Source organism: Flavobacterium sp. GP15 (genome assembly GCF_014281985.1).
Classification (GTDB): Bacteria; Bacteroidota; Bacteroidia; order Flavobacteriales; family Flavobacteriaceae; genus Flavobacterium; species Flavobacterium pygoscelis.
Genome location: NZ_JACFTC010000008.1, coordinates 66,049 through 91,732, shown reverse-complemented (window position 1 = coordinate 91,732; position 25,684 = coordinate 66,049). Strand labels below are relative to the sequence as shown.

General features: G+C 32.9%; 21 protein-coding genes. 10 read left to right on the top strand and 11 right to left on the bottom strand.

The annotated features are described in order from the left end of the window. Positions 1–92: 92 nt before the first annotated feature. Positions 93–2,801, bottom strand: a complete 2,709-nt coding sequence (locus H2650_RS14500; protein ID WP_188051542.1) for a TonB-dependent receptor — start codon at positions 2,799–2,801, stop codon at positions 93–95. 314 nt (positions 2,802–3,115) lie between these two features. On the opposite strand from H2650_RS14500, the gene ychF reads away from it, so the two are divergent. From ychF to H2650_RS14470, 6 genes are all read left to right on the top strand, one after another. Beyond that, entirely contained in the window at positions 3,116–4,210 is a 1,095-nt protein-coding gene (gene ychF / locus H2650_RS14495; RefSeq protein WP_188051541.1) for a redox-regulated ATPase YchF, read from the top strand. Between the two features lie 253 nt (positions 4,211–4,463). Continuing rightward, positions 4,464–4,988 carry an NADPH-dependent FMN reductase gene (locus H2650_RS14490; RefSeq protein ID WP_188051540.1) on the top strand — a complete coding sequence of 175 codons (525 nt, stop codon included), beginning with the start codon at positions 4,464–4,466 and terminating at the stop codon, positions 4,986–4,988. 6 nt (positions 4,989–4,994) lie between these two features. Continuing rightward, complete coding sequence (gene pncB, locus H2650_RS14485; protein WP_188051539.1) at positions 4,995–6,191, top strand: nicotinate phosphoribosyltransferase; 1,197 nt, start codon at positions 4,995–4,997, stop codon at positions 6,189–6,191. A 133-nt stretch (positions 6,192–6,324) separates the two neighbouring features. Continuing rightward, on the top strand, positions 6,325–8,187 hold the full coding sequence (locus tag H2650_RS14480; RefSeq protein ID WP_188051538.1) for a DNA topoisomerase IV subunit B: 1,863 nt from the start codon (positions 6,325–6,327) through the stop codon (positions 8,185–8,187). A 154-nt stretch (positions 8,188–8,341) separates the two neighbouring features. Beyond that, the gene (locus H2650_RS14475) at positions 8,342–9,427 is read left to right on the top strand and encodes a YhcG family protein (protein WP_188051537.1); all 1,086 of its coding nucleotides are present in this window, start codon (positions 8,342–8,344) and stop codon (positions 9,425–9,427) included. A 53-nt stretch (positions 9,428–9,480) separates the two neighbouring features. Continuing rightward, on the top strand, positions 9,481–12,186 hold the full coding sequence (locus tag H2650_RS14470; protein WP_188051536.1) for a DNA gyrase/topoisomerase IV subunit A: 2,706 nt from the start codon (positions 9,481–9,483) through the stop codon (positions 12,184–12,186). 39 nt (positions 12,187–12,225) lie between these two features. On the opposite strand, the gene H2650_RS14465 is transcribed toward H2650_RS14470, so the two are convergent. From H2650_RS14465 to H2650_RS14435, 7 genes are all read right to left on the bottom strand, one after another. Continuing rightward, positions 12,226–12,996 (bottom strand): TerC family protein, encoded by a 771-nt coding sequence (locus H2650_RS14465; protein WP_188051535.1) that lies wholly within the window; start codon positions 12,994–12,996, stop codon positions 12,226–12,228. Positions 12,997–13,032: 36 nt separating this feature from the next. After that, complete coding sequence (locus H2650_RS14460; protein ID WP_188051534.1) at positions 13,033–13,407, bottom strand: DNA topoisomerase IV; 375 nt, start codon at positions 13,405–13,407, stop codon at positions 13,033–13,035. 168 nt (positions 13,408–13,575) lie between these two features. Further along, positions 13,576–14,148 (bottom strand): pentapeptide repeat-containing protein, encoded by a 573-nt coding sequence (locus H2650_RS14455; RefSeq protein WP_188051533.1) that lies wholly within the window; start codon positions 14,146–14,148, stop codon positions 13,576–13,578. Further along, the gene (locus tag H2650_RS14450) at positions 14,148–14,369 is read right to left on the bottom strand and encodes a DUF6095 family protein (protein ID WP_188051532.1); all 222 of its coding nucleotides are present in this window, start codon (positions 14,367–14,369) and stop codon (positions 14,148–14,150) included. The genes H2650_RS14455 and H2650_RS14450 overlap by 1 nt, the downstream gene beginning before the upstream one ends. Before the next feature lie 44 nt (positions 14,370–14,413). Further along, complete coding sequence (murQ, locus tag H2650_RS14445; protein ID WP_188051531.1) at positions 14,414–15,235, bottom strand: N-acetylmuramic acid 6-phosphate etherase; 822 nt, start codon at positions 15,233–15,235, stop codon at positions 14,414–14,416. Positions 15,236–15,385: 150 nt separating this feature from the next. Then, positions 15,386–16,081 carry a ZIP family metal transporter gene (locus H2650_RS14440; protein WP_188051530.1) on the bottom strand — a complete coding sequence of 232 codons (696 nt, stop codon included), beginning with the start codon at positions 16,079–16,081 and terminating at the stop codon, positions 15,386–15,388. Further along, entirely contained in the window at positions 16,082–16,846 is a 765-nt protein-coding gene (locus tag H2650_RS14435) for a bifunctional 2-polyprenyl-6-hydroxyphenol methylase/3-demethylubiquinol 3-O-methyltransferase UbiG (protein ID WP_188051529.1), read from the bottom strand. It abuts the gene before it with no gap. A gap of 204 nt (positions 16,847–17,050) precedes the next feature. Here H2650_RS14435 and H2650_RS14430 point away from each other — a divergent pair, with 204 nt between their 5' ends. Together H2650_RS14430 and H2650_RS14425 are read left to right on the top strand one after the other, a co-directional pair. Then, positions 17,051–18,247, top strand: a complete 1,197-nt coding sequence (locus H2650_RS14430) for a class I SAM-dependent RNA methyltransferase (protein ID WP_188051528.1) — start codon at positions 17,051–17,053, stop codon at positions 18,245–18,247. Between the two features lie 45 nt (positions 18,248–18,292). Next, on the top strand, positions 18,293–18,529 hold the full coding sequence (locus H2650_RS14425) for a hypothetical protein (protein ID WP_188051527.1): 237 nt from the start codon (positions 18,293–18,295) through the stop codon (positions 18,527–18,529). A 77-nt stretch (positions 18,530–18,606) separates the two neighbouring features. Here the strand turns inward: H2650_RS14425 and H2650_RS14420 are convergent, their stop codons facing one another. From H2650_RS14420 to rlmD, 3 genes are all read right to left on the bottom strand, one after another. Continuing rightward, positions 18,607–19,458, bottom strand: coding sequence for a DUF6048 family protein (locus tag H2650_RS14420; RefSeq protein WP_188051526.1), 852 nt, complete (start codon positions 19,456–19,458; stop codon positions 18,607–18,609). Beyond that, positions 19,430–19,951 carry a DUF6452 family protein gene (locus H2650_RS14415; protein ID WP_188051525.1) on the bottom strand — a complete coding sequence of 174 codons (522 nt, stop codon included), beginning with the start codon at positions 19,949–19,951 and terminating at the stop codon, positions 19,430–19,432. Before H2650_RS14415 ends, H2650_RS14420 begins: the two co-directional genes overlap by 29 nt. A gap of 102 nt (positions 19,952–20,053) precedes the next feature. Further along, positions 20,054–21,466: a 23S rRNA (uracil(1939)-C(5))-methyltransferase RlmD gene (gene rlmD, locus H2650_RS14410; RefSeq protein ID WP_188051524.1), complete on the bottom strand. Its 1,413-nt coding sequence runs from the start codon at positions 21,464–21,466 to the stop codon at positions 20,054–20,056. 343 nt (positions 21,467–21,809) lie between these two features. Here rlmD and H2650_RS14405 point away from each other — a divergent pair, with 343 nt between their 5' ends. Beyond that, entirely contained in the window at positions 21,810–22,133 is a 324-nt protein-coding gene (locus tag H2650_RS14405; protein WP_236023974.1) for a hypothetical protein, read from the top strand. A gap of 135 nt (positions 22,134–22,268) precedes the next feature. After that, on the top strand, positions 22,269–25,658 hold the full coding sequence (locus tag H2650_RS14400; RefSeq protein WP_188051523.1) for a polysaccharide deacetylase family protein: 3,390 nt from the start codon (positions 22,269–22,271) through the stop codon (positions 25,656–25,658). The last annotated feature ends 26 nt before the right edge of the window (positions 25,659–25,684 follow it).

Below are 25,684 nucleotides of genomic sequence, written 5' to 3'. Positions count from 1 at the left end.
ATCATTCACGGATTTATATTTTTAATTTATTTTTCACCATAAAAAAAAGAGCTGTTATAAAACAGCCCTTTTAGAAAAAAAATCAAATTTTGTTAGAAACTAAATCCTAGTCTCGCGTAATAATATGCTCCGCTAAAACCCATTTGAACAGCATCCCAATATCCTCCACCTTCAACCCAGTCATCTTGTTGATCTGGATAAACATTTAGTAAATTGTTAGCTCCAATAGTAATTTTTGCTGATTTACTTAATTTATATCCTAATGTTAAATCAGTAACGATTTTTGCGCTATAGGTATCCGTTGCTGCTTTTACTTGATTTGCGAAAGAACCATAATCGGCTACATCTTCGTCCATTTGGTAGTCTAGTAATTTTACTTCACTGAATCTGGTAAAGGCTAATCCTGCGTCGAAAGCTTTTCTATTGTAATTGAAATTTAAACCAAATTTATTATTTGGAGCAGACGCTAATAAAAATCCTTTATCACGTTCGCCAAAAAATGCATTTGCTGGTAAATTGCCATTTTTTACTTTGTCAATTTTCATATCATTGATATTTCCAACTAGCGTTATACCAAATTTATTGTCATTAATTGTCTTTTTCCAAGCTAAAACTACATCAAGACCAGCTGTTTTTGTGTCTACTCCGTTTACGAAAAATTGCGCTTTGTCAACTCCGATCCCTAAAGGTTTTGCATCAAAATAACCAGTTAACACAATTCTATCTTTTACATTAATGATATAACCATCTACAGTTGCAGTAAAATCACCGTAATTAGCTGTAAATCCTAATGAAGCATTTACTGCTTTTTCTTCATTTAATTTTTGAATTCCAAATGATTTTGTAACTGGACTATTGTTTGGAGAAAGCAAAACTTCTGTTGCTCCAGCGGAACTGAAATTTGTAAAACGTAAATTATAATATACTTGTGCTAATGATGGTGCGCGGAAACCCGTACTTACAGAACCTCTAATATTGATATTTTTATTCGCTTTTAATCGCATTGCCAATTTACCATTTAAAGTGCTGCCAAAATCACTGTAGTTTTCAAAACGAACCGCTCCACTTAATAAAAAAGCTTCTGTAATGTCTAATTCTGCATCCGTATATAAAGATAAATTAGTTCTACTTCTATCAACTTCGTTAATCGGACTGTAACCTGGAAATCCTTGTGATCCTCCTGGTCTTGGCAAGGTCATTGGAGAGTCTGGATCCGCTGGGTCATAATCAGGATTTGGGATTGATGGAATTGTCTGAGTCAAAGGATCAGTTATTGGCTTTCTATTGATGTCGTAAGTTGCGTAAGATCCTTCTTCGCCAGCAAAAATATTAAATTTCTCCGTTCTAAATTCAGCTCCAAAAGCTAAGTTTAAGCCATTCATTACAGTGCTATAATTTTTCGATATATCAAAATTAGTAGTGTTTTGGCTTAAGCTGTGTCCTCCCGCATCAAACTCCGTTGGTGAAGCGCCTTCTAGCGAAGCATTGATTGTTCCTTTGGTATAGTAGTGAAAAAGATTTTTTCCATACGTATTACTAATATCAATTTTCCAACCACCAGCAGTCTCAGTTCTGAAACCGGCAGCCATAGAATTATCGATTATATTTGACGTGATTCTAGGTGTAAAGCCTCCTGGATATATAGACTCAACCACACGAGATCCGTCAGTACGAGTAAATGCATAAGCATCAGTATCTCTAAAATTTCTTCCGCCAAAAGCATAGAATTCTGTTTTATCTGAAATAGGAATTACCATATTTGCAAAAATATTAAAACCTTGAATGGCCGCTTCACCAAACCCTTTTCTAAAATCAAATCCTGGACGTAATGTTTTATTTTTGTTGATATACTCCGTAGTAAAGTTGGCAAAACCACCTTTTTCGCCAATAGCAACACCATAATTTGCGGCTACTTTTACAGATCCTCCATCAAAAGATTGATTTTTTCCAAAAGTATTTCCGTTGCCATTTTTATCCAAACGATATCCTTTTGTATTTGCTGTTCCAGTAGGAAAGTCTCCTTTTGCATTGGTATTAAAGGCGCCATAAGTTACTGTTCCTGTTAGTTCGTTAACATCGTCATTTAGTACTATATTGATAACACCCGCAATAGCATCAGAACCATATTGAGCCGCAGCTCCATCTCTAAGAATTTCTATCCTTTTAATAGAAGAGGCAGGAATAGCATTTAAATCAGTTCCTGTATTTCCACGGCCACGTGTTCCAAAAAGATTGATTAAAGACGATTGATGTCTTCTTTTTCCGTTAATTAAAACTAAGGTTTGATCGGGACCTAAACCTCTTAACGAAGCAGGATCTACGTGATCGGCACCATCAGATCCTGATTGTTTATTAGCATTAAAGGAAGGAGCTACATACTGTAGTAATTCATTAATTTCTAGTTTACCACTTTGAGTGGTTACATCTTTTACACTTATAATGTCAATAGGAACGGCAGAATTGACAACCGTTCTTTTAGTATTTCGGGAACCAACTATTTGAACTTCTTGTAAAACTTGTCCGCCTTCTTCAGAGAGGGTAACATTAATCGTAGAATTTGTTGCAGCTCTTTCAGTATTAGAAAATCCAACATAACTATAAACTAGTGTTGCACCTTCGTTCACTTTTATTTTATATGCTCCGTTTGAATCAGTTGAAACTCCATTAGAAGTCCCTTTTTCGATAATATTAACACCAGGTAAACCAATACCTGTATTGTCTTTTACAATCCCTGAAATTTCTTTTTGGGCAAAAAGAAACGAGACGTTTAACAGAAAAAGTAGTAGAATAAATTTTTTCATAATCAGTTAGTTTTGGTTTTGGTTAGAAGTAATTAGTACTGCAATATAATATTTTTTTAACATAATTTTGGTAAACGGAAGTATTTTGATAAATAATTTATCAATTAGCTTTTATTAAGCTATAAAATTATCAAAATAATAAATTGTTATAAAAAAACGTATTTTAAATGCAAAATGTTTTAAAAATAAATAACAAGAGCATTAATTTAATGATTATGCTACCAAACATTTATTAAATCTTATATTTGCAGACTTTAAAAAGAAATTATAAAAAAACGCGTAGCGGGCAACTGCTATTTGTAAACTTAAATAGTATGAAAGCAGGAATTGTAGGGTTACCAAATGTTGGAAAATCAACATTATTTAATTGTTTGTCAAATGCAAAGGCGCAAAGTGCTAATTTTCCTTTTTGTACTATCGAGCCAAACATAGGAGTTGTAAACGTACCAGATCCAAGAATAGAAAAACTAGAAGAATTAGTAAAACCAGAGCGTGTTCAAATGGCTACTGTTGATATTGTAGATATTGCAGGATTGGTAAAAGGAGCTAGTAAAGGAGAAGGTTTAGGAAATCAATTTCTTGGAAACATTAGAGAGTGTAACGCTATTATTCACGTTTTACGTTGTTTTGATAACGATAATATCGTTCACGTTGATGGAAATGTAAACCCAATTCGAGACAAAGAAACGATTGATATTGAGTTGCAATTAAAAGACTTAGAAACGGTTGAAAAACGTTTAGAAAAAGTAAATCGTGCTGCTAAAACTGGAAACAAAGAAGCGCAAACCGAAAAAGCACTATTAGATCGCATCAGAGAATCGCTGTTACAAGCAAAATCAGCTCGTACCATTACACCTCAAAATAATGATGAAGAGATTTTGATGGAATCTTTCCAATTAATTACAGCAAAACCAGTTTTGTATGTTTGTAATGTAGATGAAAATTCAGCAGTTAGCGGAAATAAATATGTAGATCAAGTTCGCGAATTAGTAAAAGATGAAGATGCTGAAGTTATTATACTTTCTGTAGGAGCTGAAGCTGACATCACGGAGCTTGAAAGCTACGAAGAGCGTCAAGTTTTCTTAGAAGATATGGGATTGAGCGAGCCAGGTGCATCTGTTTTAATCCGTGCAGCTTACAAATTATTAAAACAACAAACCTACTTTACCGCAGGTGTAAAAGAAGTTCGCGCTTGGACTATCAATATTGGTTCAACTGCGCCTCAAGCAGCAGGAGTAATTCATACTGATTTCGAAAAAGGATTTATCCGTGCAGAAGTTATCGCTTACGAAGATTTCGTTCATTACGGTTCAGAAGCTAAATGTAAAGAAGCAGGAAAATTCAAAGTAGAAGGAAAAGAATATATCGTAAAAGATGGTGATGTAATGCATTTCCGTTTTAACGTATAATAAGATATTTTACAAAGAAAAATAGAAACTGCTAAAGAAATTTAGCAGTTTTTTTTGTACCTATTTCCAGCTTTCCGTTTCAAGATTTTCCTAGAAAGCTTTTTTTTCTAAGACCATAAAGGAGCTTCTTCCAGTCGCTCTTTCTGGTCAAGAAAAAAATAAGCTTTCTTGAAAAATGCTTTCCACTACAATCTGGGGTAAAAAGGGATTGCTACAATTTATTTTTTAGTACATTTAAGAAAAATAAATTTTTATGAAAATTATAGCTTTTGGCGCAAGTTCAAGTACTAACTCTATTAATAAAAAATTAGCCACTTACGCAGCTTCCTTATTCAAAAATGCGGAAGTAGAAATACTCGATTTAAACGATTTCCAGATTCCGCTATTTAGTATTGATGTAGAAAAAGAAACAGGAAAACATAGTGTGGCACAAGCTTTTTTAGACAAGATTAATACTGCTGATATTTTGGTAGTTTCCATGGCAGAACATAACGGAAATTACGCTGCGGCTTTTAAGAATATTTTTGATTGGTGCACCAGAATTAGAAAAGATGTTTTTCAAGACAAACCAATGCTTTTAATGTCAACTTCTACAGGAGCAAATGGTGCAACCAGCGTTTTAGGAATTGCTAAAAATGCATTTCCTTTTTATGGAGGAAATGTAAAAGCGACATTCTCCTTACCAAGTTTTGAGGCTAATTTTGATATTGAAAAAGAAGAAATTAACAACGATAAGATGCGAAATGAACTTCAAACAATAATAGCAGATAATTTTTAAAAATATATGATTTCAGTACGATTACATTCCATTTTAGATAATGATTTTTACAAATTTACGATGCAGCACGCTGTAATCAAACTTTTTCCTAAGGCTAAAGTTCGGTACGCATTTATTAATCGTGGTAAACATCAATTTCCAACTCATTTCGCTGACTTACTTCGCAAAGCAGTTGATCAAATGATTCATTTGAAACTGACAGTAACCGAAAAAAAATTCCTTGCTGATAATTGTCCTTATTTGGATCCAACTTATTTAGATTTTTTGCAAGGATATCAATACGATCCTACCGAAGTTTCCATTGAGCAGGAGGGAAGCGACTTGAAAGTAGTTATTGAAGGATATTGGTACCGAACGATTCTATGGGAAGTTCCCTTGATGGCTTTAATTTCTGAGCTTTTTTATACTTCTCAAAATTTAATTCGTGTGGACGATGAAGAAGTAAAACGAATCACAAAAGAAAAAATACAGAATTATAATGATTTAGGAGTTGTAATTTTAGAATTTGGAACGCGTCGCCGTCATTCTTATAAAGTCCAAAAATTGGTTAACGAAACCTTAGATACTTTTGGTGCAAATAGTTTTTTAGGAACAAGTAACGTGCATTTAGCCATGTTACAAAACAGAAAACCATCGGGAACACATGCTCACGAATGGTTTATGTATCATGCTTCGGAATACGGATTTAAAGTTGCGAATGCGGTTAGTCTCGAAAATTGGACAAAAGTATACCAAGGAGATTTAGGGATTGCCTTAACGGATACATACACAACCGAAGTGTTTTTTGAACAGTTTAATAAAAAGTTTTCCAAACTTTTTGACGGTGTTCGACACGATAGTAGCGATCCAATTGAGTTTGCCAAAAAAACAATTGAGCATTACGAAAAAATGGGAATTGATCCGAAATCAAAAATTATTGTTTTCTCCGACTCTTTGAATTTTGAAAAAGTAAAAGTCATTGCTGATTTTTGTAGAGGAAAGATAAAAATGTCTTTCGGGATTGGAACAAATCTTAGTAATGATGTAGGTTTACCGGCTATGAATATGGTAATTAAACTTACTGATACCAAACCTGAAAATAGTCATTGGGAAGCTGTTGTGAAATTATCAGATGAAAAAAATAAGCATACAGGAACTCCAAAAATGATTGCTTTGGCACAACAAGTTTTAGGAATAGAATCTTTAAATGAATCGATTTTATAAAGGTCAAATCATTTTTAATAATTTTGAAGTGTAGCTCTTTTAAAATATATTGAGATATCCTATATTAGCACACTCAATACCATACAAAAAAGCTAAGGCTAATAGAACAAAGTTAAAATCCACAAAATAGAAAATGTCCGATCAAAATCAATATACCGAAGATAATATTCGGTCACTCGACTGGAAAGAACACATTCGCATGCGTCCCGGAATGTATATCGGGAAACTTGGAGATGGTTCCTCGCCAGATGATGGTATTTATATTCTTTTAAAAGAGGTTTTAGACAACTGTATCGATGAATTTGCGATGGGAGCTGGAAAAACCATCGAAGTAACTATTAGAGATAAAACAGTTTCGGTTCGGGATTATGGTCGTGGAATCCCGTTAGGGAAAGTAGTTGATGTCGTTTCTAAAATGAATACGGGAGGAAAATACGATTCTAAAGCTTTCCAGAAATCAGTTGGTTTAAATGGTGTTGGTACCAAAGCCGTAAATGCTTTGTCTGATTATTTTCGTGTGGAATCGGTTCGTGACGAAAAACAAAAAGCAGCAGAATTCTCCGCTGGAAATTTAGTTTTAGAAGAAGATATAATCGAAACCACTAAGCGAAAAGGAACCAAAGTTACTTTTACGCCCGATGAAACTATTTTTAAAAATTACAAATTCCGTTTAGAGTATGTTATTAAAATGGTCAAAAATTATTGTTACTTAAACAATGGTTTGACGATTATTTTTAATGGAGAAAAATACTATTCTGAAAACGGACTTAAAGATTTATTAGAAGCTACGATTAACGCTGAAGATTTAGAATATCCTATCATTCACCTGAAAGGAGAGGATATCGAAATGGCATTAACGCATAGTAAAACACAATATAGCGAGGAATACCACTCTTTTGTAAATGGTCAAAACACCACTCAAGGAGGAACCCATTTAGTAGCATACCGTGAAGCAATTGTAAAAACCATTAGAGAGTTTTACAATAAAAGTTTTGAAGCCTCTGATGTTCGTAAATCGGTTGTAAGTGCGATTAGTATTAAAGTAATGGAACCTGTTTTTGAGTCACAAACCAAAACTAAATTGGGTTCTACAGATATAGGTTCAGATCCAGGAATGCCATCGGTTCGTACTTTTGTAAATGATTTTGTGAAAACAAAATTAGATAATTATTTACACAAGAATCCGGTTACTGCAGAAGCATTATTGCGCAAAATTTTGCAAGCCGAAAGAGAACGTAAGGAATTATCTGGAATTAGAAAACTCGCTACCGATCGTGCCAAGAAAGCCAATTTGCATAACAAAAAATTAAGAGATTGTAGAGCGCATTTACCAGATACAAAAAATCCTAGAAATTTAGAAAGCACGCTTTTTATAACTGAGGGAGATTCTGCTTCGGGATCGATTACAAAATCCCGTGATGTTAATACGCAAGCCGTTTTTAGTTTACGAGGAAAGCCATTGAACTCTTACGGAATGAGTAAAAAAATTGTTTATGAAAATGAAGAATTCAACTTGCTGCAAGCGGCGTTAGATATTGAAGATGGATTAGAAAAATTACGTTATAACAATATTGTAATTGCAACTGATGCCGATGTCGATGGAATGCACATTCGATTGTTGTTAATTACTTTTTTCTTGCAATTTTTTCCTGAATTGATAAAAGAAGGACACTTGTATATTTTGCAAACGCCACTTTTTAGAGTTAGAAACAAGAAAGAAACGATTTATTGTTATTCAGACGACGAACGAAAAGAAGCGATTGAAAAATTGAAACCAAAACCAGAAATTACCCGATTTAAAGGTTTGGGAGAGATTTCGCCAGATGAGTTCAAAAACTTCATTGGAGAAACTATTCGTTTAGATCCTGTAATGATGGATAAGAACACGTCGATTGAGCAATTATTGTCTTTTTATATGGGTAAAAACACGCCTGACAGACAAGAATTTATCATTAAGAATTTGAAAGTGGAATTGGATGTGATTGAAAAGAACTAATAATAATATAATTATATGATACGTAAAAAAGAGTTGTTTTATCTGGTTATTGCTTTTGTTGTTGGACTTGCTACTGCATTTATGATTTTTAAAAATTAAAAAAAAATCGAGATTGAATTAGATTTTTAAATAGAAATAAAGAATACTATAATTGATGTCAGAAAATCTTCAAAATAATTCGTTATTCTCTCAAGTTGTCAATTTGCTTCAGCAATCAAAGCAACAAGTAGTGCGAGCTATAAATCAAACTATGGTTTATACTTATTATGAGATTGGTCGAATGATTGTAGAAGAAGAACAAAATGGAAAAGATCGCGCTGAGTATGGTAAGCAATTATTAAAAGGACTTTCAAAAGAGCTGAATCAAGAGTTTGGAAAGGGATTTTCAATAGATAATTTGGAGAGAATGAGGAAGTTTTATTTAACTTATTCAATTTCCGCATCGTTGACGCGGATTTCTGATGATTCAAATTCGTCATCACTGATGACGAATTCTGAGGATGGAAAAAAACAGTCACTGACTACGTTATTTAAAAATAATAATTCATTCAATCTTACGTGGACTCATTACATATTCTTAATGCGTATTGATGATGCAAAAGAAAGAAGTTTCTACGAAATTGAAGCTGCAAAAAATAATTGGAGCGTTCGGGAATTAAAACGACAATATGATACTGCTTTATATACCAGATTGGCTTTAAGCCGGGATAAGGAAGGGATTTTGAAACTTTCTCAACAAGGACAAATTATAGAGAAGCCAAAAGATATAATCAAAGATCCTTACATTCTTGAATTTCTTGGTTTACCCGAGTTAAATCAATATTCGGAAAATGAACTTGAAGAAGAAATTATCAATAAATTAGAACACTTTCTGTTAGAATTAGGGAACGGTTTTACGTTTGTTGCCAGACAAAAAAGAATCACTTTTGATGATAAACATTTTAGAATCGACTTGGTTTTTTATAACCGAATATTAAAATGTTTCGTTCTTATTGATTTAAAAATAGGAGAATTAAAACATCAGGATTTAGGTCAAATGCAAATGTATGTGAATTATTATGACAGAGAAATGCGTTTAGAAGAAGAAAACAAAACAATTGGCTTAGTTCTTTGTCAGAATAAAAGTGATTTAGTTGTAGAATACACATTACCTGAAAATAATGAACAAATTTTTGCTAGTAAATATAAAATGGTGTTGCCAAGTAAAGAGGAATTGATCCATTTGATTGAACAAATATAGAAGGATTTAAATGGAGTTATTATAGCGCCATAATTTGAGTTTTAAGCATTTTTATGAAAGACGAAGACGAAGATAACATCATACCAAACGAAGACGAATCGCAAAACGAAACGAATGATTCTAACGAGTCAAACGACGAAGGATTTGACGATATCTTAACTTCAGGCGGACAGCATTTTTACGATAATCAAGAAGACGGAAACGATACCATTACCAAAGTTACGGGGATGTATAAAGACTGGTTTCTGGATTATGCCTCTTATGTAATTCTGGAGCGAGCCGTTCCTGCGATTGAAGATGGTTTTAAACCAGTACAACGCAGAATCATGCACTCGCTAAAAGAGTTGGATGACGGTCGTTATAATAAAGTAGCAAACGTAGTTGGTCATACCATGCAATACCATCCTCACGGGGATCAGAGTATTGGTGATGCAATGGTGCAAATAGGCCAAAAAGAATTATTAATTGATTGTCAAGGAAACTGGGGGAATATCTTAACTGGTGATGGAGCAGCAGCTTCTCGTTACATTGAAGCGCGATTGTCTAAGTTTGCTTTGGAAGTTTTATATTCTCCAAAAATTACAGATTGGGGTGTTTCGTATGATGGTCGTCGTGCAGAACCCAATAATCTTCCTGTAAAATTCCCGTTGCTTTTAGCGCAAGGAGCTGAAGGAATTGCGGTTGGACTGTCGATGAAAGTATTGCCTCATAACTTTAATGAGTTAATAGATTGTTCCATCAAAATATTAAAAGGAAAACCGTTTACCTTGTATCCGGATTTCATGACACAAGGAATTGCTGACATATCTAATTATAATGATGGTTTGCGTGGTGGACGCGTTCGGGTGCGTGCTAAAATTGCGCAACTGGATAAGAATACATTGGTCATTACCCAAATTCCGTTTTCCACCAATACAACGACTTTAATTGATAGTATTTTGAAAGCCAATGATAAGGGCAAAATCAAAATCAAAAAAATTGAAGACAATACCGCTGCAGATGTAGAAATTTTAATACACCTTTTTCCAGGAGTTTCTCCGGATAAAACAATTGATGCCTTGTTTGCTTTTACAGGCTGTGAAACTTCAATTGCACCACTGGGTTGTGTGATTGAAGATAATAAACCGTTATTCGTAGGTGTTTCTCACATGTTGAAAATTTCAACCGATAGAACGGTACAACTACTGAAAAGCGAACTAGAAATACAATTAAGTGAACTAGAGGAGCAATGGCATTTTCTTTCTTTAGAACGTATTTTTATCGAAAATAAAATTTATCGTGATATTGAAGAAATGACCACTCGGGAAACCGTACTAAAAGCGGTTGATGATGGTTTAAAGCCACATATCAAACATTTAAAGCGAGCAGTTACTGAAGAAGATATTTTACGTTTATTGGATATTCGAATCATGCGTATCTCTAAATTTGACAGCAATAAAGCGCAGGATAAAATTGAAGCGCTAGAAGGTGATATCGAACAAGTAAAACACCATTTAGAGCATTTGATTGATTTTGCGATTGCCTATTTTACCAAACTAAAAGAGAAGTATGGCAAAGGTCGGGAACGTCAAACGGAGCTTCGTATTTTTGATGATATTGAAGCTACAAAAGTAGTATTGCGTAATACGAAATTGTATGTAAATAAAGAAGAAGGTTTCGTAGGAACAAGTTTGAAAAAAGATGAATACGTAACCGATTGTTCCGATATAGATGATGTAATTGTATTTCTTCGAGACGGAAAAATGATGATTACAAAAGTAGATGCTAAAACCTTTGTGGGGAAAGATATTATTCACATTGCCATTTTTGACAAAAGCGATAAACGAACGATTTATAACATGATTTATCGTGATGGAAAATCGGGACCTTCGTATATAAAACGTTTTAATGTTTCAGGTGTAACACGCGATAAAGCGTATGATTTAACTAATGAAACCGCAGGATCACAAGTAGTGTATTTTTCTTGTAATCCAAATGGAGAAGCTGAGGTAATTACTATTTTGCTACGCCAAATAGGAACGGTTAAAAAACTGAAATTCGATATTGATTTTGCTAATCTTGCGATAAAAGGTAGAAGTTCAAAAGGAAACTTGGTTACCAAATATCCCATCAAAAAAATCGAACTGAAAGAGAAAGGAATTTCTACTTTGTTGCCTCGAAAAGTTTGGTTTGATGATACAGTACAACGATTGAATGTGGATGGAAGAGGAGAATTACTTGGCGAATTTAGACCGAGTGATAAAATTTTGATAATTTCCCAAACAGGAAAATTAAAAGTAATCACGCCAGAATTAGCTACGCATTTTGATCAAGATATGGTCGTTTTGGAAAAATGGGTTCCAAAGAAACCAATTTCTGCCATTTATTACGATGGTGAAAAAGAACGGTATTACATAAAGCGTTTCTTAGTCGAAACAGAAAATAAAGAAGAAAGTTTTATTACTGAGCATCCCAATTCACAATTAGAAATTGTGTCAACGGATTACCGACCAGTTGCTGAACTAATTTTCCCGAAAATAAAAGGAGTTCAGAAAGAAAGCATCACGGTTGATATTGAATCCTACATTGCTGTGAAAGGATTTAAAGCATTAGGGAATCAACTAACAACTGATAAATTAAAACAGGTAAACCTTCTAGAGCCACTGCATTATGAACTTCCCGTTGAGGTTGTTCCAGAGAAAATTGCAATGGATGATAATCTAGACGAAACAGCATTAGAATTAGATGATGATGGTCAAATAACCTTAAGTTTAGAATAAAAAAAAGCGCTCATTGAGCGCTTTTTTTATAAAATCAAATTAATTTTTCTTTCGCATTTTCATATTGAGGAATTCCACAGCTAATGAAAAAGCGATGGCAAAGTATAAATAGCCTTTAGGAACTGCACCTACATGTTCTCCCACTAAAGCAGCATTAGATAAGTGCATACTTTCTGTAATCAACATAAAACCAATCAAGATTAAGAAAGCCAAACCTAAAATTTGTATCGATGGATTGGCGTTTACAAAATTCCCTACTGGAACCGCAAAAAGCATCATCACTCCAACCGAGATCACTACAGCAGTTACCATAATATACAATGCACCAGTAACACCATTGGTCATTCCCACAGCGGTCAAAATACTATCTACAGAGAAAATAAGGTCAATTAATAAAATCTGGAAAATTACATTTCCAAATGATTTTGCTGCAGTAGTTTTTAAATCCTTTTCTTCTTCCCCTTTATGATCTACTTTTTCGTGAATTTCTTTGGTGCTTTTATAAATTAGAAATAAACCTCCTAATAATAAGATCATCGCTTGACCCGTAAAATCAGCACTAAACCAAGTCCAATTTATACTGAAAAAAGGCTCTTTCATAGCAATTAGCAACGTAATTCCAAAAAGCAAAGCGATACGCATGAACATGGCCAAAAACAAACCGATTTGTGTCGCTTTTTTACGTTTTTCTACTGGTAATTTACCGGTTACAATTGATATGAATATAATGTTGTCAATTCCCAATATAATTTCAAGAAAAGTTAAGGTCAACAAAGCAATCCATGCATCTGGATTTAAAAATACTTCCATTTTTTATTCGTTATAGTTTATAATTTTATAGAAAAATTAATCTGAAATTTTAGTTACAGTTCCTCTTTGTTTGGTATCAGAACCGATCATCCCAAATTCAAATGTATAAGAATCTTTCGTAGTAGTCAAAATTTTCATGTTGATAGCTTTTTCTTCTGCTTTGTTTTTTGGATGTAATTTAACTAACACATATTCGCAATCACTAATCCATCGTACCGATGCCGTATCTGTTTTTCCTTCATAAGTTTCAATTTCAATACTGTCATTGCGTTCAAAAACAGTTGTTTTTTTTACTCCATCAACCGTATGTTCAAACTTGAATTTTCCAGTTTTAAAATCTTTGCAATTGCGTTCCCCATCATAACACGAAATTAGCAACAAGAGTAGGGGAAGTAAAATTAACTTTTTCATATTTTATTTTTTATTATTAGGGCCTATTCCTGCTGTACGTTGCAATTCCTCGGTTATAAAACTTTTTTTCTAATGACAATAAAGGAGCTTCTTCCAGTCGCTCTTTTTTGTCCAGAAAAAATAGTTTTATTCCCTGCGGGATTTTCACTTCCATCTGGGGCAGTACAATTATACTATTTTAATATCGTATTTATCTAAAAGTCCAGGAATTCCTTGCATCGAAAATTTAGCTTTTTTCATAGGATTAAATTCAGGATCAATTCTGTAATTGTATGCTGATGTAAAATCAACGCCTGCTAATAACGTATCATTAAAAATAGCATTGTCAAGATTACAATTTTCAAAACTAGATTGTGTAAGATTTGCGCCTGTAAAAGTTACCTCTTTCAACGAACAAGAATTGAACTTTGTTTTGGGCATTTTTTTATTGGCAAATGACGAATAATTTAAAACACAATCTTGAAAAGTAACTGTAAATAAGAAGTCCGTGCATTTATTAAAATGGATTCCTAATAACTTACAGTTCCTAAAACCAACCGTTTTCATACTTGTAGCTGTAAGGTCAATCATTGATAAATTACAATCAATAAATTCACAATCCATAAAGCTATTATTCGAAAAATCACTATTCGAAAAATCACAATTTTTAAAAGTGCAATCTTCAAATTCTCGATGATTAATTCTCTTATTGATCCAGTCTACTTTTTCAAATGTTTTCTGAATGTGTATTAAGTCTTCCATTAGTCGTTAAATAAACTTTTTACCATTGTTTTCAAACCTAAAAATGCAAGATAAACTCCAATACCACAAAATATAATTCCTACAGCCAATACAAGATAATGCCATACATTTTGTTTATTAATAAAAGCATTATAAATAACTGCCGGTCCTAAAAACAAAAGCGGTAAAGCACCAGCTAAATATTTTAGTCCTTTATTTAAAAGAAGTTTGTTAGTTGCCATTTTTTGAATTTAAAATTAAATTTCAAGTAGTAAATGTACCTGAATTAATGTTGATTTACACTGTAATAATCGACTGCTTTTCTTACGCTACCAAACTCTTTTAATAGTTCGCTAGCTTTTTCATAAGGAACTTCAATTTCATCCATTATCATTTTTACACCACGATCTACTAACTTACTATTGCTTAGTTGCATATCGACCATTTTATTACCTTTTACTTTTCCTAACTGAATCATTGTAGTAGTTGTTATCATATTAAGGACAAGCTTTTGTGCAGTTCCTGCTTTCATTCTAGAACTTCCGGTAACAAATTCTGGTCCTACGACTACATCTATGGGAAATTTTGCAGTTTGTGAAATCGGACTTCCTAAATTGCAGGAAATGCTTCCCGTAATAATATTTCTTTTATTGCATGCTTCCAAACCAGAAATTACATAAGGCGTTGTTCCTGATGCAGCAATTCCTACTACAACATCCTTTTCGCTTATGTTATGTTGTTGTAAATCTAACCAAGCTTGAGTGGTATTGTCTTCTGCGTTTTCTACTGCTTTGCGAATGGCAGTATCGCCGCCAGCAATAATTGCGATAACCAAATCGAATGGAACACCAAAGGTAGGAGGACATTCTGAGGCATCTACAATCCCTAAACGACCGGATGTTCCCGCTCCAATATAAAATAAACGGCCGCCTAATTTCATTTTGGCTACAATTGCATTTATTAAATTTTCAATTTGAGGTAATGCTTTTGCAACAGCAAGTGGAACAGTTTGATCCTCTTGATTCATATTGTAAATCACATCCTTAACTGACATTTTTTCTAAATGTTGGTACTTTGAAGGCTGTTCTGTAGTCTTTGTGAAGGTCATTTTAAATACGGTTCTAAATTATATAGGGAAACTTGCGATCTGTGAATGATATATTTGAGTAAATTATAAGCAATAATAAAAATTAATTTCTATTGGGAAGGTTTGTGATAAATCGCTTTTTAACTTCAATAAAACGTTCAAATTATAAATTTATAAAAAATAGGCTAATGCAATTCCAATTACTATCATAGAAACTTTGGCGATATTAAACTTGTGTCCTTCGCTACTCTCAAAGATAATTGTAGAAGAAATATGAAATAATATTCCAATTACTATAGCTGTAATTTGGCTGTGATACTCGTTTAAACCTGTAAGATATTCTGATGCCAATGTTCCTAAAGGCGTCATCAATGCAAATGTGAGCATAAAAGCAAAAATTGCTTTCTTGTTTAAATGCGAATTGATGAAAAAAGTAGTTAAAATAATAGCTATAGGAAGATGATGAATAGCAATTCCTAATGCTAGTTTTCCGTGATCATGACCAACAGGGAAACCTTCTAAAAACGCATGGATACAAAGACTAATGAACAATAACCATGGAATATGAGAAAGGTTTGGATTTCCATGAACATGTCCGTGTTCTGCACCTTTGGAGAAAAACTCTAAAATAATTTGGAATAAAATTCCTATCATAATAAAGATTCCTGCAGTATCATTATGGACTTCACCAACGTCATGATTATGTACTGCGTACACTTCTGGCAACAAATGCATTACGGTTAAGGAAAGCAAGAAGGAACCACTAAAAGCCAAAAGTAGCTTTAGATTGGTTTTGTTTTTTGGTCTTAAAACCAAAGCAATACAATATCCTAAAAGGACCGAAAGTAAGGGTAAAAGATAATTCATTTATTTAAAAATCATGATTAATCGCTCGCTTTCTGTTTTGTGGAATTTTTTTAATTTATAGTCACCAAAAATATCCAATAAGTAGATTCCGGCTTCCTCCATCAATTGTTCAAAATCTTGAAGCGTTAATGCTTTTACTTTTTCGGTAAAATGAAACTGTTGCCCTTTATCTTCAAAATCAATTTCTTTGTATATGTGACCGTCTTTCAAATAACGTTTGATGTGAAAATCAATTTCATCAACAGTTTTGGTTTCTTCTGGAACCAAAGTGTTAACAACTTGGTGCACATTCATAAAATCGATTGCTGCAAATCCATATTCAGATAGACTTTCTTTGATGGCTTTTAAAGTCGTTAAATTGTCTTCTTCATTTTCAAAATATCCAAAACTGGTAAATAAATTGAAAATCGCATCGTATTTTTCCTCAAAAGGCACTCGCATATCGTGCACTTTAAAGTGTAAGGTTTCGTTTGCATTTTTGTTCGCCTCGGCAATACTATTTTCGGATAGATCTGCACCAAGTACATCAAAACCAAGTTGATTCAAATAAATAGAGTGACGACCTTTTCCGCAAGCTAAGTCCAATACTTTTGCTTTTTCAGGAAGGTTTAGATAATGTGTTAAATTATCCATGAAAACTTGCGCTTCTCTATAGTTGCGTTCTTTATAAAGAATGTGATAATATGGTGTGTCAAACCAGGAAGAGTACCACTTTTCTGCTGGTTTTACTTGATTTTCTGTTGACAGTTTTTGAGCTTCAGACATTTATTCTTTTTCAATTAATTCGATTGATGCAAATTTAGTGTATTTTTGCAGAAAAAGAACTATTTCCCTGCGATACAAACAGAACAAAAGCATATATTTTTTTAATACTTACTCCGATAAAAAGTAGTGTTACTAGAGTACCTCTCAAAAATGTTTTTTTGTTGCTGATACAGTTAGGATTTACTTGTTGGAATTTATAGAAAAATGGAAGATAATTTTAAAATGGTTGCCAAAACCTTTTTTGGTTTTGAGGAGATATTAGCAAAAGAATTGCAAATGTTAGGCGCGCAAAATGTAGAGCAAGGCGTGAGAATGGTAAGTTTTAAGGGAGACAAAGGATTTATGTACAAAGCAAATTTAGCTTTGCGTACTGCTTTGAAAATATTAAAACCGATTTATTTTTTCAAAGCCAATAATGAACAAGCTTTATACAAAGGTATTTCTGGAGTGAATTGGTCTAAGTTAATTGGTGCCAATCAAACTTTTGTGATTGATACAACAGTACATTCTGAATATTTTAATCATTCTGAGTTTGTTTCACAAAAGTGTAAAGATGCCATTGTGGATCAATTTCGCGAAAGAACAGGTCAAAGACCAAGTATTGATAAAGTGCATCCTGATTTGCGAATTAATATTCATATTGATAAAGATCAAGTTTCTGTTGCGCTTGATACTTCTGGTAATGCTTTGAACCAACGTGGTTATAGAACCGCTACCAATATTGCTCCTATAAATGAGGTTTTGGCTGCAGGAATTTTATTGCTTTCGGGTTGGGACGGACAAACTGATTTTTTAGATCCAATGTGTGGATCTGGAACTTTTCTTGCCGAAGCGGCGATGATTGCTTGTAATATTCCAGCAAACATTAATCGTAAAGAATTTGCTTTCGAAAAATGGAATGATTGGGATAATAATTTGTTTGACGCTATATCTGATAGTTTATTGAAACGCGTTCGTGAGTTTCATCATACGATTAAAGGATATGATAAAGCACCAAGTGCCGTTCAGAAAGCAAAAGACAATATAAAAAATGCGAATCTTGATGACTATATAACTATCGAGGAAAATAACTTTTTTGATACTGAAAAAACAACAGAAGGGAAATTGCATTTAGTGTTCAATCCGCCTTATGATGAACGATTGGATATACATATGGAGGAATTTTATAAAAGTATTGGTGACACCTTGAAGAAAAATTATCCAGGTACCAATGCTTGGATGATTACAGCCAATTTAGAAGCATTAAAATATGTGGGATTAAAGCCTTCTAGAAAAATTAAACTTTTTAATGCCGGATTAGAAGCCCGTTTGGTAAAGTACGAAATGTACGAAGGAAGTAAGAGAACAAAGTTTCAGGTGGTTCCGGAAGATAATTCTACCACACCAGATGCTAGTTTATAATTTCAAATTGTTTTTAAATTAATATAACTCAAAATTAGAAATCGGATGACTAAATTACAAATACGAGCATTTATTTATCAACTGGGATGCTTTGCAATATTATTTATTTCTGCAAGATATTTGGTGGCACAGTACACTAATTTAACTGGATTTTGGATTCCATTAACAGCATTTGCAATTGGAACATTATTATCACCAAAATTTCAAGCGATAAGAACAAAGGATGGTGAAAAATTCTACATGAAGTGGATTTTTATGAAAGGAATTAAAGAAATAGGATAGATTTTTTATCAGAAAATAAAAAAAAGGAGATACTTTCATTATGAATTTATCTCCTTTTTTATGAAATCATCTCCAAGTTATTTTTTCTCTTTGACAGGTATTTTTATTTTCTTTTTATAGATTGGTACAAAATAAGTTACGGTGTAATTAAATCCTACTCCAAAACTACCATCGTAAGTTCTATTAAAACCTGGTATGTACAAATTAGAGAAGTTTTCAGGTTCTTTATTAGTAATTAGTCGGTTTAGTCTAAGGGTAAACCCCATAAAAACATTGTTAAATACTTTTGCTTTCACCCCGGCAACCACTTCAATCCAACTTGCAGACAATCCATCAAAACTTTTCCCTGAAGAAATTATAGGAGTTTCTCCAAAATACGGATTAGAATTGTAAATTCTATAATTATTTAATTGCTGATTAAAAGTACTAAAACCATATCGCAATCCAATAGAGATAATGTTTTCCATATCTAGCCAGTTTTCATAAGCGTTGTAATCAAAACCAGCTTTTATGTAGGAACCTTTTGTAGTGAAATTTACACGATCATCATCTGTCGTTTTATTTTCGTTCCCTAATTCGGCAGCCAAAAAGTATTTTTTTGTTAATCGGTAATCGCCTACGAGTTCAATTCCTTTATAGTTTTTATCATATAAGGCTCTAGTAAGTTTAAATAAGTCTAGACCAACTCGCACACCATACCGATCTGTTTTCTGTGTCGTTGTTAATTCTTTTTTCACTACAGGTTCTATTTCTACCAATGGCATTGGCGTACTAGGGATTTCCTGTTCTGTTTTTTCAGTGGCAGGAATATTTTTCTCTGGTAGGCTTTGTTTTGGTGTTTTGGGTTTTGGGCTAGTTTCTTGTGCCTGAACTACAGTCAACGCTAAAACGAGAAAAAAACTAAAAAAAGATCTTAATGTGTGTTTCATTTTCGTTTTCTATATTATTTTTTTCAACCGATATAAATTTCATCCATCTTTTACTAGGATCTACTGGATCGGTATGTGTATAAGGATTTGTAGGATCTAATGTGAAATTAGTTTTATAACCACACGCTCTAGAAACAAAGATTTCTTTAGTACTGTAATCAAATCGTATAATGTCTTCATCCACATTTGCTGGATTTGAATCTGCAAAATTTAATGTAAACCTATAGGTTGTATTCGTACCTACAGTTTTTAGAGGAATAGAAATGGTGTTGGCACTTGTGGTTTGTAATCCGCCAAAAAGAATACCATTTGGCATTCCTTCACCTACTACTTTTAAATTATTTACATTTTTTAAAACCGAAGGATTCAAAAAATCATAAAAACTAATCACTAGACGAGGTGTTGTAGGTGTATTTGCATCACAAATATCATCTTTTTCGCAAGAGGAGAAAGTGAAGGCGAAAACCAATACCAATAAAATTATTTTTTTCATAAATCCTTAATTCAAAAATTACTAGCAAAAGATAATGATAAAAGACAATCGTACTTTTAAAATTAATACTTCAGAGCAACATCTTCTAACGTTTACTTAATATTACCTTCTTTCTAGTAACACTACGTTTTCTACGTGATGCGTTTGCGGAAACATATCTACGGGACGCACTCTTGTTACCTTATATTTCTCGTCCATTAATGCTAAATCGCGCGCTTGTGTAGCAGAGTTACAACTTACATAAACCACTTTTTCAGGAGCAATTTTCATAATTTGTTCAATAACATCCTTATGCATACCATCTCTTGGAGGATCAGTAATAATTACGTCTGGATGACCGTGTTGAGCGATAAAATCATCATTAAATACCACTTTCATATCACCTACAAAGAACTCACAATTAGTAATTTCATTGCGTTCAGCATTTAAATTGGCATCTTTAATGGCTTCTGGAACACTTTCTACACCAATTACTTTCTTAGCCTTTTTAGAGACAAATTGTGCAATTGTACCGGTTCCGGTATATAAATCGTATACAATTTCATTTCCTGTTAATCCTGCAAAATCTCTTGTTATTTTGTATAATTCGTATGCTTGATCTGAATTGGTTTGGTAAAAAGATTTAGCATTAATACTAAATTTTAATCCTTCCATTTCTTCCAGAATATAATCTCTACCTTTATATAATTTGATGTCCGTATCGTACAAAGTATCATTTGCTTTACTGTTTATAACATATTGTAAAGATGTAATTTGAGGGAATTTGTCGTAAAGATGATCAAGAAGTAATTCTCTGTTGGCTTTATCGTTTTCAAAAAACTGAATTAAAACCATGATTTCACCAGTAGAAGCAGTACGCAACATCAAAGTACGTAACAAACCTTCATGTGCTCTAGGATTAAAGAAAGTTAATCCATGTTCATTGGCAAAAGCGCGAACTTCATTGCGAATGGCATTCGATGGATCTTCTTGTAAATGACATTTGTTAATGTCTAGAATTTTGTCCCACATTTTTGGAATATGAAAACCAAGTGCATTTCTATTTCCTAAATCTTCGGTGCTTTCGATTTCTTTTTCAGTTAACCAACGGCTGTTTGAAAAGGAAAATTCCATTTTATTTCTGTAAAAGAACTGTTTTTCTGAACCTAAAATCGGTTCGAATTCAGGAAGTTCTACTTTTCCTATGCGCTGTAAGTGATTTAATACTTCATTTTGCTTGTAATACAGTTGTTGGCTGTATTTCATATTTTGCCATTTACAACCACCACAAACTCCAAAATGTTCACAAATAGGAGTTACACGATGTTCTGAGAATTCATGAAAATGAACTGCTTTTCCTTCGTAATAGGCTTTGCGTTTTTTGAATGTTTGCACGTCTACTACATCGCCAGGAACGACATTAGGAATAAAAACTACTTTACCATCGGGAGCCTTTGCTACCGAAACGCCTTTTGCACCAGCATCAAGGACTTTTATTTGATGAAAGACAACTTTGTCTGTATTTTTCTTAGCCATAGCGCAAAAATAAGCCTTTGATTGGTTTTATAAATTCAAATTTCAAAATATTTTCAAAAACTATCTAATTTATTCTGACAAGATGCTATAAAATGCTATAAAATGCAATTTTAGTGCTAATAAAAAATAAAAGTAGAGGAGAATTCTTTAAGAAATTCTTTTAATAATTATGTTGTAGGAATGGTAATATTAAGAGTGTTAGTTTTTTAAAGATCAGATGTTTTTATTTAGGATGGGTTTTCTTAAAAGATGGAAACATTGTGAATTAATGAATAGAAAGTAAATAAAAAGTTAAAGTTCTATAATTTATAATTTTCTTAAGTAACAACTTTATAAATTTACTATGTATTTAACATTGTCTTTGAATATGGCTAAGAAAACTGCTCCTCATATTGTGAATACTTCGGCTAATCTATTAGGTTTTTGTCTTTTTGTAATCACTTCTTTGCGAATGAATGGAAGTATTATAGGGAGTAAAATAGATGAATTTACCTCTGTGATTGCAGTTTTTTTAGTGCTCTCTTGTTTGTTTTCCTTTTTTTCAATTCGATCAAAATTTACTCCTCGAAAAGTTAAATTAGAAAAAATTGCTGATTTGTTTTTTATTGTCGCATTGATCGGAATCTTGATTATAATCTTATTGATAACACTCAATTTTATTCAATAATATTTTTTTTAGAGTTGCAATCAAATTTTGTTTCGTTTTACTCACAATAAATCAATTTCATAAAAAAAATGATTTTAACATTTAGACTATAATCTATAGAAATTAAATATTCTTCCTTTTTATAAGTACAGCAAAATGAGCGATAAAAAACAAGTTTTTCATACCGATACCCAAAAAAGATGGTTAACATTTAAATGGACGGGAAGGTTTTTTCTTTTTTTTGTTCTGTTAATGATTCCTATACTAATCCTAACTTTAGCCAGAGGAATAAAGCCAATTTTGCCTCTATTAACTAATGAAATAGAAATATTGAATCATCTTAATTCACCTATTATTCCTGCCATCATGGATAAAAAAGAATTAGAGAAATACAAGGGCTTTGAAGCTTATATAAAATCACGTGAAAAAATTAATGGATTCAAAACGGGTAAAGACATTCGTAATACAGAACAAATTCGAGCTGCTTTTTATGTAGATTGGGATCCGCAGAGTTATTATTCCTTGCAAAAAAATATCGGAAAGTTGAATATGGTAGTTCCTGAGTGGTTTTTTATTGACTCTAGAACAGACCGTTTAAAAATGGATATCGATAAGACTGCTTTAAAATTAATGAAAAAGCATAATATCAAGATAATACCTCTTATCAATAATGTCAATAGAGAAAAAGGAGCTGGTGAATTTGATGGAGAAATCATTCATCGTATTCTTACAAATCCTACCAAAAAAAAGTTACTGATCGATGATATTGTAGCTGCCTTAAAAAAATATGATTTACAAGGAGTCAATATCGACTTTGAAGAGTTTATCGAAAAAACGAATGAGCCATTGATTGCTTTCCAGAAAGAACTTTATGAAAAATTACATCCTTTAAATTACATCGTTTCTCAGGATATAATGCCTTATAATGAGGATTTTAATATAAAGGAGTTGTCAAAGTATAATGATTACCTTTTTTTGATGGCGTATGATGAACATTTTGGGAGTAGTGTTCCAGGTTCAATAAGTAGTCAGCGCTGGATCGAAAAAGTATTAGATGAAACCGCAAAAGGTATTTCTCCTAGTAAGATAATCTTGTGTTTTGCAGGTTACGGATATGATTGGTCCGCCAATATGGAAGCTAAAAATGTCACTTACCAGCAAGCGCTGTCAAATGCCAAACAATTTAATTCGGTTATAGATTTCAATAATGACACCTATAATAATTTTTACAAGTATACAGATGGTACTGTTAAACACGATGTTTATTTTACTGATGCGGCTACTAATTATAACACCATTCGGTTTGCAGATGAGTACGGAACTGCAGGTACTGCGTTATGGCGTTTGGGTAGTGAAGACGATAGGTTGTGGAGTTTTTATAATCGCAGTTTAACGAACAAAAGTTTGCTTAAAAATCCTTTTGATTTTAATAAATTAAAAATAGTTAAAACACCAAAGGCAACACCAGATTATATTGGGGAAGGTGAAGTTTTAGATGTGGTAACGGAGCCGTCTCCTGGCAGAATTTATTTAGAGGTTAATAAAGCGGAAGGGATCATTACCGAACAAAAATATGTAGAGTTGCCTACCAAATATGTAATTAAAAAATTTGGGAATGTAAAAAACCAAGTGATTCTGACTTTTGATGATGGACCAGATCCAGATTTCACGCCTCAGATTTTAGATATATTAAAGAAAGAGAAAGTACCTGCTACTTTTTTTGTAGTGGGTTTACAAGCAGAAAGTAATTTGCCACTTTTAAATCGAGTATACCAAGAAGGACATGAAATAGGAAATCACACTTTTACGCATCCTAATATCGCCTTAGTCAGTTCTGAAAGAGCTCAAGCTGAAATGGAAACTACTCGATTGCTTATAGAAGCTGTTACTGGCAGAAGCACGATTCTTTTTAGAGCACCTTATAATGCAGATGCAGAACCTACTACCGAAGCGGAACTAAAACCAATTGCGCTTAGTAAAAAACAAAATTATTATACAATTGGAGAAAGTATTGATCCCAATGATTGGCAAAAAGGAGTTATTGCAGATAGTATTTACAATCGTGTAGTTCGTAGCTATGAGTTGAATCCTGAACGAGGAATAATATTATTTCATGATGCTGGAGGCGATCGCCAAGCCACAGTAGATGCATTACCTCGTATTATTCATTATTTTAAAAATAAAGGAGTGCAGTTTACAACTGTTGCACATTTAATAGGAAAAACTAGAAATGAGGTGATGCCAAAAGTAAATAGTAATTTGATAGCATTAGATAATACTATATTTAGTTTTGGATATTGGTTTGGTAATTTTCTTTCAGCTGCTTTTTGGATTGCTATTATTTTGGGATTATTACGAATTATAGCGATGGCAATAATGGCATTTATTCAAAAAAGAAGAAGTGCAAAAACTAAAGATTTTTTTAATTTACCATTAGTGAATGTTCCCTGCGTTAGTATAATTGTACCTGCTTACAATGAGGAAGTGAACATTGTAAAAACAATACAAAATTTATTACGTCAAGATTATCCTAGTTTTGAAATTATTGTGGTAGATGATGGTTCTAAAGATTTAACTTATAAAAGAGCATTTGAAGCATTTGGTACAAATCATCAGGTTAAAGTTTTTTCTAAATCAAATGGAGGTAAAGCTTCGGCTTTGAATTTTGGAATTGGCAAAACAAAAAATGACTTTGTAGTTTGTATCGATGCAGACACACAACTGAAAGGAGATGCCGTTTTAGAATTGATGAAAAGGTTTTACATTCCTTTAAAAAATAATGAAATAGTAGGTGCTGTTGCTGGAAATGTGAAAGTAGGTAACGAAAACACAATGCTGGCTAAATGGCAAAGTATTGAATATACAACTTCACAAAATTTTGACCGTCGTGCCTTTGATTTAATAAATGGCATAGCCGTTGTTCCTGGTGCAATTGGCGCTTTTAGAAAAGAAGCTATTTTAAATGTGGGTGGTTTTACCACTGATACGCTCGCAGAAGATTGTGATTTAACTATTCGAATTTTAAGAAGCGGTTATCGTATTATCAATTGTGTAGAGGCAATTGCAGTCACTGAAGCTCCAGAAACAATAAAGGAATTTATGAAACAACGCTTTCGTTGGACTTATGGTATTATGCAAGCCTTTTGGAAAAATAGAGATGCTTGTTTTAATAAGAAATACAAAGGATTAGGAATGGTTTCACTCCCTAACATCCTCTTATTTCAAATTATTCTTCCAATGATTGCTCCTTTAGCAGACTTGATTCTTATTTTTAGTTTATTATGGAATTATAATAGTTTAGAAAGCATGAGTAAAATAGGAATATATTATCTTGTCTTTATGGCTGTAGATATACTAGTGAGCGTTATTGCTTTTGGATTCGAAAAAGAAAAATTCGGAAAATTAATCTGGCTCATTCCACAACGTTTTGTGTACCGACAAATAATGTATTTTATTTTATTCAAGGCTTTAGGAAAAGCAATCAAAGGAGAAAGTCAAGGCTGGGGAGTTTTAACAAGAACTGGAAATGTAAAAACAGTCGAATAAAATTTTAAGTGTCAATTGGTAAAATT